A 13,822-nucleotide genomic window follows, 5' to 3' on the forward strand; every position below is an offset into this window, starting at 1 on the left:
TAGACCCGATGTCGCTCAAGCACTTTATCCAAATCACCAAACCGGGGATCATTTTCGGTAACGTGCTTTCTGTGGCAGGCGGGTTTTTCCTGGCCTCGAAAGGGCATGTCGATCTGGCCGTGTTTCTGGCAGCCATGATCGGCACGTCCCTGGTCGTCGCCTCCGGTTGCGTCTTCAACAACTGCATCGACCGCGACATCGACATCAAGATGGAACGCACCAAGAACCGGGTGCTGGTCCAGGGCCTCATCTCCCTGAAACTGGCCCTGATCTATGCGACCGTCCTGGGTGTTCTCGGCGTTGCGTTGTTGTACAAGGTGGCCAACCCGTTGGCCGCTCTGTTCGCCGTCATCGGCTTCGTGATCTACGTCGGCTTCTACAGCCTGTACCTCAAGCGCAAGTCGGTTCACGGCACGCTGGTGGGCAGTCTGTCGGGCGCCATGCCGCCGGTGATCGGCTACGTCGCGGTGAGCAACACCTTCGACATGGCCGCTCTGACCCTGCTGGTGATGTTCAGCCTGTGGCAGATGCCGCATTCCTACGCCATCGCGATCTTCCGCTTCAACGATTACCTGGCCGCATCGATTCCGGTGCTGCCCGTGAAGCGCGGGATCGAAGTGGCCAAGAAGCACATCCTGCTCTACATCCTGGCCTTCCTCGTGGCGACCCTGATGCTGACCTTCAGCGGCTACGCCGGCATGAGCTACCTCGCCGTCGCCGCAGCCATGGGCATGTACTGGTTGTACATGGCCTGGACCGGCTACAAGGCAGTGGATGACACGGTCTGGGCACGCAAGCTGTTCGTGTTCTCGATCTTCACCATTACCGCCTTGAGCGTGATGATGTCCCTGGACTTCAAAGTGCCGGCAGAGCTGTTGCTGACGTACGCGCCTTAAGATTCAGATGCTGTAGCGAAAAGCCCCGCCTTCGAGAGAAGAGCGGGGCTTTTTGTTGGGTGCCTTCTACTGGATCGAGTATCGGATACAGCGCGGACCCTGTGGGAGCGGGCTTGCCCGCGATGGCGATGTGTCAGGCGACAAGAATCTTAGCTGTGACGGCCTCTTCGCGGGCAAGCCCGCTCCCTCGCGGAGGGGGGATGGTTATTTGTATGGCTTATCCAACAACCGGAAAAACCGCTCCCGCACTTGCACGTGATCACTGTGCGCCACGTTGAATCGCAGGAACTGATTGGCGTCCGCCGCTTTGCTGAGCAAGGTCCCCGGTGCCAGTACCAGGTCTATTTCCAGGCCCTTTCTGGCCAGGCATTCGGCTTTGTATCCCTCTGGCAATCGCGTCCAGATGTACAACCCTTCTCCTGGCAGGGACGACACCGAACACCCGGCTTCAGCCAGCCACGCTGCCACCCGGCTGTTCGATTCATAGAGCCGGTCCACGGTGCGGCGCATGTGTTTGGCATAGCTGCCATCGCTGAGCATGGTGCAAATGATCTGCTCGGCCATTTCCGAGGTCATGCCGCCGCAGGCCATTTTCAGGGTCACCATCCGCGCCGCCAGTTGCGGGGAGAGCACCGCGAAGCTGACGCGGCTGTTGGCGGTCAGGGTCTTGGAGAACCCGGAGACGTAAGACACATTGTCCAGCCCGCTCGCAGCCAGGCGAGGGGTTCGGCGTTGCTGCATGTCGCAGTACAAGTCGTCTTCGAGGATGTGGAAGTTGTAGCGGTGACTCAACTCCAGCAAGCGATAAACCTGCGCCGAGGTGAACGAATGCCCGGTCGGGTTGTGCAGCGCGTTGTTGGTCATGTAGAGCACGGGACGGTGGGCGATCAGCAGTTGCTCCAAGGCGTCCAGGTCCATACCGTCGCATTCGCGGCGAATGGTGATGACCTTCGCCCCGTGCCAGGCCAGATTGGTGTGCATCGTGAAATAACACGGATCGTCGAGCAGCACCGTGTCGCCAGGTTTGACCAGCAGGCGCATCAGCATGTCGATGGCCTGGACGGTGTTGGCGGTGGTGATGATCTGCTCTACCGGCGCCTCGATGCCCAGGGTCGCCATCTTCACCCGCAGGGCCTGACGCAGTGGCAGGTAACCGCTGGCGTTACCGTATTCACCCATGCGCAGGGTGGTGGCGCGCAGTGTGCCGCGTACGGCTTTGAGCAGTTCTTCGGCAGGCAGCCACGAGGAGGGCAGAAAACCCGCCCCCGGGCGCAGTGCGCCATTGTCCAGCAGCACGGCGCGGCGGACCACGCTGAGGGTGTCCTGAGGCAGCAGGTCCGGCCCGGCGTTAGCCGGGAGGGTGCTGCTGGAACGGTGCACGTAGTGCCCCGAGCCCTGGCGTGAAACCACCAGGCCCTTGGCCCGCAAGCGGTCCAGGGCGTCGACCACCGTGGATTTGCCCACGTGCATCAAGTCTGAGAGTTCGCGAATCGGGGGCAGCCTGGAGCCGTGAGGCAGGCCGCCCTGGCTGATTGCTACGGTCAATTGATCGACGATCTGCTGCACCAGCGGCACACCCTGCTGGAACTCGATGGCGGCGATCACTGCGCGCTGAGCCTGCATTTTACTGGTCTCTCCGGCAGTAAAGTTCGTTTGATTCTATACGAACTTGCTCTGATCAAGACAAGCATCTCTTTCTACTATCGCTTTGGAGTGTTTATGGATTGTCGACCTTTTGCCGGTCGTTCAGTCAACCAGGTTCAAGAGGTGCTGCATGAGTGTAGAAACAACCGCCGTCGTGGCGAAACCGGTGATCAACCTGCGGTTGTTCACCATTCGAATCATCACGGCCGTGGCGTTGTTCGCGGTGCTGGGCAAGGCCAACGTCTGGCTCGATACCGCCACCAACAGCATTCTGGCCCTCGGCTATCGGGCCTTGTTGCTGCTGTTGCCGCTGACCTTGCTGGTGCTCGGTCGCCGCTCCTTGAGCGTTACGTTGCTGTGCGCCGCCGCCGGCCTGGTGCTGCTGGCGGTCACCAGCAACCAGGGCGTTGTCATGTTTGCCGCGGCGTTGTTTGCCTACGGTATCGCGATTGCCGGTTACCTGATCAAGAGCGAAGCGGCACAGACCAAAGAGGGTGCAGCCTACAACCGCGTGGCCATGAACATGGGCAGCCTGTTGGCGGGTCTGATCCTGCTGTCGCCACTGTTGACCCCGGGCATGTTTTTCTTCGGCGCCGCCGCGTTCGTCCTGTTGTGCCTGCCCATCGCCATGGGCGCGACCTTCACCACCGAAGCCGCGGTGTCTCGCCCGGCCAGCAAGGACGGTAGCGGTTGGGGTAACAAACTGCCGTGGGTCATCGCCGGCATCATCATGGGCATCAAGTTGTTTGGGGTGTTCTCGATCCTGCCGCAAGCAATCCTGCTCAAGACCGGCGAACTGCCGACCTGGTACGGCTTGATGCTGATCCTCAACAGCGCCGTGGTGGTGTTCGCGCAAGTACCGGTCATGAAACTGATCGAGAGCACCGGGCGTTTCAAGGTGCTGACGGTGATCGCCATCATCGTCGGCGGTTTTGCGGTGCTGTCTTCGCCTGCCGCATTCCACGTCGAAACCCTGGCCGGCGCACTGGTCTGGGTGGCGTTGCTGTCCATCGCCGAATGCGCGTTCAGTCATCTCGATTACTTCTCGGTCAAGCAGAACAACATGTTCGTCAAGGAAGTGTCGCTGGGCGTCGGTGCGGGTCTGACCGTGTTGATCATGCGGGTCATGCCACCGCCGTACAACGCGTTGGTGCTGGCCGCCATTGGCGCCGCCGGGATCATGGTCTGGTACGGGCTCAACCGTAAATCAATCGCGTCGCTGCATGACTGAGTCATCGCCGTTTCGGTTTTCACTTTGCAAGTCGGGGGTTTTATGAATACGACTTCGTGCGTAGTAGTGGTGGGGTACAACGGCAGTCGGGTTCACGATATCCAGAAGCTGCGCGATTTGTGCAAGTCGCTGTACAACGCGAGGCTGATCCTGCTGGTCGAGCAGATCCAGCCCCAGGACGAACAGGTCGCTGATCACGTTTGCACTACATCGCTGGCCGAGAAAGACGTGTCGGCCTCGCTTGAACTGGTAGTCGGTTGCCTGAATGCAGATCGCTGGAAGCTGATCGGCGTCCTGCCGTTTTCCGATCGCGGCGTGCTGCTCGGTGCGGCGCTGGCCGACCATTTCGGCCTGCCGGGCATTACCCCGGCCGAGGCACGGGCGGGGTTGGACAAACAGATTTTCCGCCAGCTCGAAGCCTGCGCCACGGTGGCACCCGAGGACTATCGGCCGATCGTTTCGAGCCGTATCGAAAGCCTGCCGGAGCTGCGCCAGCGGGTGATTGAGCTGGGCGGCAAAGCTTTCATCAAACCCGCCTGCGAAGGCGCCAGCCGAGGCTGCCGGGTTATCCGGCATCCGTCCGAATGCGACGAAGCCTGGCAGGCCCTCAAGCCCTATCGCGAGGGTGGCATCGTGCTCGAAGAGCTGATCCAGAACGCTCGGGAGTACAGCTGGGACTATGTCGCCGGAAGTACCTGGATCACCGAAAAAACCACCACCGATGGTGCCTACCGTGCCGAGATCCAACAAGTGGTGCCTGCGCCGCTGGCGGCCGATGCCCAGGCTCGGCTGATGGCCGCCGGCCGCCACATGGCTGGGCTGGTGTCGCAGGACAACGGAGCCTGGCACAACGAAGTTTTCCACAGGGCCAACCACCGCACCTCGGCCGTGGAAACCAACATGCGCCCCGGCGGCATGCATATCTGGGATCTGGCGCGTAAGGCGTTCATCGACTTCGACCCGTGGGAGCGCTGGGTTCGCTGGGCGGTGGAAGGTCAGGTCGATAGCCATGATCCAGTCGCGCGCGGCTACTGCGGCATCCGCCTGTTGAGAGCGAACACCAGTGGCCTGCTGCGCGATGTTCCGGACGTCCAGGCCCTCGCCCGGGCGCTGAATATCGAGCTGGTGGAAGCCGTGCTGAGCAAGCGCATCGGTGATTCAGTGAGCGCATTGGTGAAGGACAACTTCTCGTTCATCGGCCACATCGTGTTGTTCAACGAGCGGTACGAGCAGCTCAGCCTGGACCTGTCGCGTCTGGCCGAGGCCATTGAAACAAAGGTCGGGATCACCCCTCTGGCAGCACCGGCCAGGGCAGTGGGGTGAGGCGTGGGGCAAGTGGTAGCGATCGATGTTTCATGCAGTATTGATCAAGAGGGTTCAGTAAATGATTCAACACATGACCTGTGATGAGCGCTTCATCGCTCTGGCGCGGGAATTCGACTATGACATCTACGGCGAGAACACCGTTGGCGGTCATTACGCGCCGTTGATTCGTCACCACGACGAACTGTATATCAGCGGTCTGGTGCCGCGCATGAACGGCAAAATGCACTACACGGGGCGGGTCGGGCGCGACCTCGACATGGCGGATGCGCAAGCGGCCGCGAGCATCAGTGCGATCCGCGGATTGGCTTTGATCGTTGATGCCATTGGCTCGCTGGACAAGATCAAGTCGCTGATTCGGGTAACGGTATATGTGAGGTGCACGGAGGATTTCGTCGATCTCAGCGATGTCGCCAATGGTGCGTCGGATGTCTTCAGCCACGTGCTGGGTGATGCCGGTAAACATACACGCACCACGGTCGGTGTTTATCAGTTGCCAAAAAATGCAGCGATTGAAGTTGATATGATCGTGGCGTTGAGACCATCGGCGTTATAAGTGAAGTTGTTCGACTTTACACTGTTGAAATGTTCGCCTATGGTCGGTTGACTCCATTCGGCAGAATAAGTTGGAAACGGAAAAATGAATAACGTTCAGGGTGCGTTTTTTTCATATAAGGACTTTCGCCAGAGTCTGGATCGGCAACCGATAAAACCCCGGGTATGGAAAGGTGCCGAACTTGCCGATATGCGTCAGGCGCTTGAAGCCAGTGACATCGATATTGTTGCGCTGGCCCACGAAAGTCATATCGACGGTTGCCAATTGACACCCGGCATGGCGGTCTCCATGCAATGGCTGGTGCCGGGGTCAACGCTCGACGGCCATTGCCATGCCTGGTGGCATCTGTTCATCATCCAGTCCGGCAGCGGCGCGTTGTCGCTGGGCGAGGCCGAGCAGGTAGACGTTGGCCCAGGCGATGTATTGCTGGTGCCCGCCTGGACGCAGCATGGCTTCGTCAACTCCAGCGCCATCGAGCCGCTGACCATGCTCAACCTCAGCAACATGCCGCAGATGGCGTTGTTGTCCAACCATGCCGACCACGTTGGCCTGATCCCCCGCCAGCTGTAATTTCCCGTCTGCTGCACACCAGGGAGTCCGCCTACGCTGACTCCCTTTTTCGTTTTTGCGTACCCCCAAAATGCTTGCTGGCGAATAACACGCCACGAATTTCTGTATCGATAGAAACAGATAATTTCTGTATCTGTTCAGCGCTTAATCAACTTACTACGATCGCTTCAAATGCAACGGATTAATGTGTTTAGTGCAAGGGAGCGTTCCATGGAAAGTACCAGCTTAAAACTGTATCTCGGCGCGGATTATGTCAGTGCTTTTGCAATGTCGGCTTATGTGGCGTTAAAGGAAAAACAACTTTCATTTGATCTGGTGACGGTGGATTTGAAAGCCCGTGATAATTATCAGGATCATTATCGTGATCTTTCGCTGACCTGCAAAATTCCGCTGCTGGTTCACGAAGGTTTTGCGCTGTCGGAATCTTCGGCCATTGCCGAATATCTGGAAGAACTCGCTCCAGGTTCAAAAAGCATTTACCCAAAAGACATCAAGCAGCGTGCCCGTGCCCGTCAGCTGCAGGCCTGGCTGCGCAGTGATCTGCTGGTGGTACGCAAAGAGCGTCCGTTTGACCTGGTGTATTTCGGCAAGAAAGACACGCCACTGTCCGACGAAGCCCGGGCCGCTGCCGAGCGCCTGTTGTTCGTGGCCGACCGTTTGCTGGAGGAGGGGGCCGAGCATCTGTTCGGTGACTGGAGCATCGCCGACACCGACCTGGCAATCATGCTCAACCGCCTGGTCGCCAACGGTGACGAGGTGCCTGCGCGATTGGCGGCGTATGTCCGTCGTCAGTGGGATCGCGACAGCGTTCGCGCATGGATGGACCTGGAGCGCAAAGCGCCGGCCGTCGTGTAGCAATCGTCAGGGCAAACACCAGGAGCGCTGCCATGCAAGGAATGTTGGAGCAGGAAAGATACAAACCCTATAACGCACGCACCATTCGCGACACGCCCTATTGGGACAGGTTGACCCCGGCATTGCAGGAAGCCATGAGCGTCGTGGCGCGGGTCATGCCATTTCGCACCAACGACTATGTACTGGGGACGCTGATCGATTGGGACAACATTCCGGACGATCCGATTTTCCGCATGACATTTCCGCACAAGGACATGTTGCTGCCGGAGGAGTACGCCTCGCTCAAGCAGCTGATCGAGTTGGACGATCCCGCGGCGATCAAGCGTCGTATCGAAGCGATCTGGTTGCGCATGAACCCGCACCCGGCCGGGCAACTGACGCACAACAGCGCGACGCTCGACGGAAAAGTCCTCGCGGGCATTCAGCACAAGTACCGTGAGACCGTGTTGTTTTTCCCCGGTGCCGGTCAGACCTGTCACGCCTACTGTACGTTCTGTTTCCGCTGGGCGCAGTTCATCGGCGAGGAAGAACTCAAGTTCAATGCCCGTGAATCCCAGGAGCTTGTGAGCTATCTGCAGCAACACAGCGAAGTTACCGATGTGCTGATCACCGGGGGTGACCCGATGATCATGAACACCCGTTCGCTGGCCGGTTACATCGAGCCATTGCTGGATTTGCCACACCTGAAGAGCATCCGCATCGGCACCAAATCGGTGGCGTATTGGCCGCAGCGCTTCGTCAGCGACAAGGATGCGCCCGACCTGCTGGAGCTGTTCCGGCGCATCGTGGCGGCGGGGAAAAACCTGTCGATCATGGGGCACTACAACCACCCGGTGGAAATCCGTCAGGACATCGCGCGCCAAGCCGTTGAACGCATTCGCAGCACGGGGGCAACGCTGCGCATGCAGGCGCCGGTTATCCGCCACATCAACGAAAACCCGGCCGATTGGGCGGACCTCTGGACCGAAGGCGTACGACTCGGTGCGGTGCCCTATTACATGTTCGTCGAGCGCGACACCGGCCCCAGCCATTACTTCGCGATGCCGCTGGCCAGGGCCTTCGAGATTTTTCAGGCGGCCTATCGCACGGTCTCCGGACTGGCGCGAACCGTGCGCGGGCCGTCCATGAGCACCTTCTACGGCAAGGTGTTGATCAACGGCATCGAAACCGTCGCCGGCGAAAAAGTCTTCGTGCTGCAGTTCCTGCAGGCGCGCGATCCGCAGTGGGTGTTGCGCACCTTTTATGCGCACTTCGATCCGCACGTGACCTGGTTCGACGACCTGCGTCCGGCGTTTGGCGAGCGGGCGTTTTTCTTTCAGAGCGAAGCCCAGGCAAGCCCCGAATTGATACCGGTCCTGCTGCAAACGGCGTAGGACGATTTACAGGAGATAAGGACATGAGCGGTATCCCGTTTGATCAGCGCGAAGGATGGATCTGGCTCGATGGCGAATTTGTCGAGTGGTCCGAAGCGCGCCTGCATGTACTGACTCACGGCTTGCATTATGCAAGCACGGTGTATGAAGGGGAGCGCGTGTACAACGGAAAAATCTTCAAGCTGCGCGAGCACACCGAACGGCTGTATCGCTCGGCGCAACTGATGGACTTTGCCCTGCCGTTTGAGCCCGCTGAGCTGGAAGCGGCGAGCCACGAACTGCTGCAACGCAACGGTGTGGTCGAAGGTTACCTGCGACCGGTCGCGTGGCGTGGCAGCGAGATGATTTCCACCTCGGCACGTTTCAATCGCGTGCATGTGGCGATCGCTTGCTGGCAATGGCCGAGCTATTTCGACCCGGCGGCACGCATGGCCGGCATTCGCTTGAAAACCGCGATCTGGCGTCGACCGCCACCCAACAGCAGCCCCTTTGAAGCCAAGGCCTCCGGGCACTACCAGATCGCCACGTTGAGCAAGCATGACGCTGAGAACAACGGCTACCACGACGCCTTGATGCTCGACTGGCGCGGGCACGTTGCCGAAGCCACCAGTGCCAATGTGTTTTTCGTCAAGGACCGGACATTGCACACGCCGGTGGCGGACTGTTTCCTCAACGGCATTACCCGGCAGACCGTGATCGAACTGGCGAAGGCGCTGGATTACCAAGTGGTCGAACGGACGATCCTGCCGAGCGACCTGGGCGCCTTCGATGAGTGTTTTCTGACCGGCACTGCCGCTGAAATCACCCCGGTGCAATGCATCGACGAGCAGTCCTACCGACCGGGCAATGCCTGCCGCGATTTGATCGCCGCTTACACCTCAACCGTCAACGCCTGAACAACAGCCAGGAACTTCGCCATGTCAGATCAAGGGATAGTCGCGTCTACACCTTATGTTTCACTGGGCCATCGTCATCAACAATTGTCGGCGCAGGGCTGGGCGGTGCTCACCCCCGGGGAATTTGCTCACGATGTTGTAGGAACACTGCACGAGTTCGGTCAGGTCATTCCGCAGTTCAACGGTCAGGTCGCCTTCGCCATCACCCGCAAACCAGGGTATGAAGCGTTGCCGTACTCCCAGAGCATGAACGGCATCGGCCCGCACACCGAAGCGCCGGTCTATGGCCCGCCGCCCCGTTATCTGGCGTTGCATTGCCATAAACAGGCGACCTGCGGTGGCGGGCACACGGGGCTGGTGGACGGTTATGAATTTCTCAAGTCCCTCGAGCGCTCCGAACCGCAACTGCGCGAATGGCTCGACGACACGCCCGTGGAGTTTGTCGCCACCGCCAAGCCTGGCGAGCCGGCGCAAACCCGAGTCAGGGAGTACATCCTCACTCCGACCGAAGACGGCGATATTTTTCGCTTCAGCTACAACCAGTTTCACTATGGCGACGTGAACCCTTCGAAGGATGCGTTACAGCAGTCGCAGGTCGCCAACGGCACGTCGCCACTGGCCAGGTTTGCGGCGCTCGGCGAGGCCTACTTTGTCGAGCACAACACCCCGGTGCTGATTCCCGACGGGTGCCTGCTGATTTGGGATAACTGGCGGATGATTCACGCCCGCAGCCGATACACTGACCCGGCGCGCAACCTCACCCGCTACTGGCTGGCCTGATTTTTCCGTCGCCCTTCATTCTTCAGGCGCACCCCTCGCGGGCGCGCTTCTTACAGGTATTGCGTCATGCAAACAGCAATCGAGATTGCCCAAGTCGATCATCAACTGATCGTTCGGCTCAATCAGGCCTGGACCAAACGCGCCACGGTGTGTGCGCCGGACAAAGCCCAGGTCAACGAAGTGTTCGATCCGTCGCGCCCTGATTATCCAGAATGCATGGTGCCGTTTTTCCATCACCCGGCATTCCAGTCCTTGAGTGATGAACTCAAAAGCAGCGTGGTGACCTGGGGCTGGATCGGCTACAACCTGCGCACCGTGACCGCCGAGGAACACGTGGTGAATCCGGCGCTGAGCGTCATCGCCAATCAGTACCTGGGCAAGGACGACTGGCATTTTCGCGAGGCCATGCAACAGACGCTGATCGACGAGCACTACCACACGCTGATGCACCTGCGCGCTATCGAACGAACAAAACTTGACCGCGCACTGGATCAGGATCTGGACTTGCCGCCGTCAGTCACTTACCTGCGCCTGAAAACCTTGTGCGAAGAGCTGCCTGAGCAATGGCAACGGGACTTGGCGGCGATCACGTTCGCGGTGGTGGCCGAGATCAGCGTCAATGCCTACCTCGACCTGCTGGCGGATGACCAGACCATCCAGCCACAAAACCGCCGCGTCGCCGAACTGCATAACCGCGACGAATATGCCCACAGCAAGGTGCTGGCCGAGGTGGCCAAGGTCATGTACGCCAATATGCAGCCAGTCCAGCGGGAGTTCTTCGCACGCAACCTGTCGGTGGCGCTGAGTGCTTTTATCGCCCAGGACTACTCGATGTGGGAGGCGATCCTGACGCAATTGGGCGTCGAGGACGCGGCGTTGATCATTGCCGACACCCGCGAGAGCAACAAGAACGCGACGATCATGCGCGACTACAGTGGCCTGCATAAACTGGCCCGCGATCTGGGCATCAGTGAGCAGATCGACTTTGATTTCCGTCCAACCCTCAAAGCCACAGCAGCGGCCTGAATCCGGAGGTGTGCATGTCCGTTCCCGAGTACGAAGTGTTCGCCATCCGCGTCGGCGCCAATGCCCAACGCACCGCCCGAGAGAATTTTCTCTACGACGCCTGCTGCGGCGATCCGAATGCGCCGATGCCGCTGGATTATTACTTCTGGGTCATCCGCAACGAGCAACAGGTGATCGTGGTCGACACCTGTTTCCAGCCGGCTACGGCGGATCGCCGCAATCGCCAGATGTATCGCCTGCCGGAAGAATCCCTGCGCCAACTGGACATCGATCCGGCGCAGGTCGAGCACCTGATCCTCACGCATTTGCATTGGGATCATGCCGGCAATCTGGGGTTGTTTCCGAAAGCCACGGTGCATTTGCAGGAGGCTGAATTGCGCTTCTGCACCGGGCCGAAAATGGCCCATCACACGGTGAATAAAACCTACGAAGTCGAGGACGTGATGTCGGCCCTGCCACCGCTGTTCGAAGGGCGGATGCGTTTGCACAACGGCACGGTTGAAGTCATGCCCGGCGTGACCTTGCACGCCGTGGGCGGCCACACGCCGGGCAGTCAGGTGGTGCGGGTCAATACTGCGCGTGGTTGGATTGTGCTGGCGTCGGATGCCGCGCATCTGTGGGTCAACATTCGCCAACGCAGCCCGTTTCCGATCATCGATGACCTGGCGCAAAGCCTTGAAGCGTTCAGTGAAATCGACCGCCTGGCCGACAGCGAAGACCACGTCATCCCCGGCCACGACCCGCTGATCGCCGAGCGCTTCCCGCACTGGAATGATGACCCGCATATCATCAGCCTGCACCAGACCCCGATCTAAAGCTCACCCCTGACCTGTAGGAGCAAGGCTTGCCCGCGATAGCGGTGTGTCAGACACAGCAATGTTGCATGTGCTGACGCCATCGCCGGCAAGCCGTGCTCCTACAGGGGTTGGATCAGCCCTGAAGTTTGAGCAGGTTCCCCAACGTCCCCAGTGCCTCATCGATCCGCGGCGAATACGGCGTCCCACAGCCAATACGCAGAAAATTCCTGAACCGCTTGGCGTTGGAAAAGATATCCCCAGGTGAAATCTGGATGCCGACGTCCAGCGCTTCATGAAAAAGCGCCATGGACGAATACTGCACAGGCAATTCCACCCACAGCAACGTGCCACCCTGCGGATTGGTCACTCGGGTACCCTCGGGAAAGTAGCGCAGGATCGCTGCGCTCATTTGCTGGCGCTGTTGGGTCAGGGTTTTTCTCAAACGTCGCAGATAGCGCTCGTAGGAAGGTGTGCCCATGAACGCACTGACCGCCAGCTGTGACAGCTTCTCGCAGCCGCGGGTCTGGGTGTGCTTGAGCATTTCCACGCGGTCGTGCCACTTCCCCGCACTGATCCAGCCCAGGCGCAGGCCCGGGGCCAGGGTTTTGTTCAGCGAAGCGCAATAGATCACATTGTCGCTGCGGTCCCAGTGCTTGAGGGTGGACAGCGGTTGCTCGGTGTCCACCAGGTCACCGTAGGTGTCGTCCTCGATCAGCACCGTATCGTGCTCGGCGCAGAGTTTCACCAGTCGGGCCTTGTGGCTGTCGGGCATGATGCTGCCCAGCGGATTGTGCAGGTTGGGCATGACGATCAGCGCCTTGATCCGCTCCGGCCCTTGCAGCAAATGTTCAAGGGCCGGCAGATGAATTCCCGCATGGGGCGAAGCGGGGACTTCGAGCACCCGCAGGTTCAGGCTTTCGAGAATTTGCAGCAAGCCGTAGAAGGTTGGCGATTCCACGGCCACGGTATCACCGGGGTGGGTCACGGCACGCAGGGCCAGGTTGATCGCTTCGGTGGCGCCGTTGGTGATGACAATGCGTTCGGCTGTCAGATGGGTCTTGGCGGTCAGCATTCGGCGGGCAAGGACGCTGCGCAGCGTACTGTTGCCGCTGGTCGAACCGGTGGTGTCGAGCAGGTGCTGATCCTGGCGCAAAGTCTTGATCATGTTGTCCTGCAAGGTCTTCAACGGATAGAGCTGAGGTGCGCAATAGGCGCTGGCCAGATTGACCTTGATCGTCGCCCGCTGACTGGCTTTGAGCACCGCTGACACTTGCTCATGGATGCCGACATACACCCCGCTATCCAGCGGCGGGAGCAGGGTGATCGGCGCGGATTGTTTTGGCGTATCCGGCTGGCGAATGTAATTGCCCGAGCGCGGTCGCGCTTCCAGCACGCCATAGTCCTCAAGCTCCCGGCACACCTGCACGGCGGTCGACAGGCTGACGGCGTGTTTTTCCATCATCAGCCGTATCGAAGGCAGGCGCTCGCCGGTTTTCAGGGTGCCGCTACGGATCGCGTCCAGATAATGATTGGCCAGCTGACGGTAGAGAGGGAGCGTGTTCATGATGACCTCGGCAGTCGCACCGCTGAGGTCTTGGGCTGGAAACTGAGTTGACGCTTCCCGCAGACGGACCCGTGGTGCAGAAGGGGGAAGGGAAGTGGTGTTCTGGCGTTGATACTGGAAGAGTAATCGGGGATTCGCCGCAATCGCGGGCAATAAAAAGCCCCGCACGAGGGCGGGGCGCTAAGTGAGTCGCTGAGGTGACTGTGGCGATGGAGCTGGCTTGTGCTTGAGTGCGCTGCACTCACGAAAATCTGTAAGTGCCGTCAAATTCCGGGGGCCGCTGCGCAGCCCGACGCGAGCCAGCTCGCTCG

At 59.7% G+C, this 13,822-nt stretch carries 13 protein-coding genes; 11 read left to right on the top strand and 2 right to left on the bottom strand.

The genetic code is table 11. The features are described from left to right. The first annotated feature begins 8 nt into the window (after positions 1-8). Entirely contained in the window at positions 9-896 is an 888-nt protein-coding gene (cyoE, locus tag D8U73_RS17150; RefSeq protein WP_056855104.1) for a heme o synthase, read from the top strand. 204 nt (positions 897-1,100) lie between these two features. Here the strand turns inward: cyoE and D8U73_RS17155 are convergent, their stop codons facing one another. Then, the gene (locus D8U73_RS17155) at positions 1,101-2,519 is read right to left on the bottom strand and encodes a PLP-dependent aminotransferase family protein (RefSeq protein ID WP_130905201.1); all 1,419 of its coding nucleotides are present in this window, start codon (positions 2,517-2,519) and stop codon (positions 1,101-1,103) included. Positions 2,520-2,670: 151 nt separating this feature from the next. Here D8U73_RS17155 and D8U73_RS17160 point away from each other — a divergent pair, with 151 nt between their 5' ends. From D8U73_RS17160 to D8U73_RS17205, 10 genes are all read left to right on the top strand, one after another. After that, positions 2,671-3,771 (top strand): hypothetical protein, encoded by a 1,101-nt coding sequence (locus tag D8U73_RS17160; RefSeq protein WP_056855108.1) that lies wholly within the window; start codon positions 2,671-2,673, stop codon positions 3,769-3,771. 42 nt (positions 3,772-3,813) lie between these two features. Next, positions 3,814-5,094, top strand: a complete 1,281-nt coding sequence (locus D8U73_RS17165; protein WP_130905202.1) for a biotin carboxylase — start codon at positions 3,814-3,816, stop codon at positions 5,092-5,094. A 61-nt stretch (positions 5,095-5,155) separates the two neighbouring features. Further along, positions 5,156-5,650 (top strand): RidA family protein, encoded by a 495-nt coding sequence (locus D8U73_RS17170; RefSeq protein WP_056855110.1) that lies wholly within the window; start codon positions 5,156-5,158, stop codon positions 5,648-5,650. An 84-nt stretch (positions 5,651-5,734) separates the two neighbouring features. Continuing rightward, on the top strand, positions 5,735-6,220 hold the full coding sequence (locus D8U73_RS17175; protein WP_130905203.1) for a cupin domain-containing protein: 486 nt from the start codon (positions 5,735-5,737) through the stop codon (positions 6,218-6,220). A 210-nt stretch (positions 6,221-6,430) separates the two neighbouring features. After that, complete coding sequence (gene yfcF / locus D8U73_RS17180; protein ID WP_056855112.1) at positions 6,431-7,075, top strand: glutathione transferase; 645 nt, start codon at positions 6,431-6,433, stop codon at positions 7,073-7,075. 32 nt (positions 7,076-7,107) lie between these two features. After that, entirely contained in the window at positions 7,108-8,448 is a 1,341-nt protein-coding gene (locus tag D8U73_RS17185; protein ID WP_130905204.1) for a 4Fe-4S cluster-binding domain-containing protein, read from the top strand. 23 nt (positions 8,449-8,471) lie between these two features. After that, the gene (locus D8U73_RS17190) at positions 8,472-9,344 is read left to right on the top strand and encodes a branched-chain amino acid aminotransferase (RefSeq protein WP_130905205.1); all 873 of its coding nucleotides are present in this window, start codon (positions 8,472-8,474) and stop codon (positions 9,342-9,344) included. A gap of 21 nt (positions 9,345-9,365) precedes the next feature. Then, a complete protein-coding gene (locus D8U73_RS17195) occupies positions 9,366-10,124 on the top strand; it encodes a TauD/TfdA family dioxygenase (protein ID WP_130905206.1) in 759 nt (252 codons plus the stop codon). A 66-nt stretch (positions 10,125-10,190) separates the two neighbouring features. Beyond that, positions 10,191-11,150, top strand: a complete 960-nt coding sequence (locus tag D8U73_RS17200; protein ID WP_130905207.1) for a diiron oxygenase — start codon at positions 10,191-10,193, stop codon at positions 11,148-11,150. Positions 11,151-11,164: 14 nt separating this feature from the next. Next, positions 11,165-11,965 carry an N-acyl homoserine lactonase family protein gene (locus tag D8U73_RS17205; RefSeq protein ID WP_130905208.1) on the top strand — a complete coding sequence of 267 codons (801 nt, stop codon included), beginning with the start codon at positions 11,165-11,167 and terminating at the stop codon, positions 11,963-11,965. A gap of 115 nt (positions 11,966-12,080) precedes the next feature. On the opposite strand, the gene D8U73_RS17210 is transcribed toward D8U73_RS17205, so the two are convergent. Continuing rightward, on the bottom strand, positions 12,081-13,511 hold the full coding sequence (locus D8U73_RS17210) for a PLP-dependent aminotransferase family protein (protein ID WP_130905209.1): 1,431 nt from the start codon (positions 13,509-13,511) through the stop codon (positions 12,081-12,083). Between the last annotated feature and the right edge of the window lie 311 nt (positions 13,512-13,822).

The sequence above is a fragment of the Pseudomonas sp. Sample_22 genome (assembly GCF_004307635.1).
Lineage (GTDB): Bacteria > Pseudomonadota > Gammaproteobacteria > Pseudomonadales > Pseudomonadaceae > Aquipseudomonas.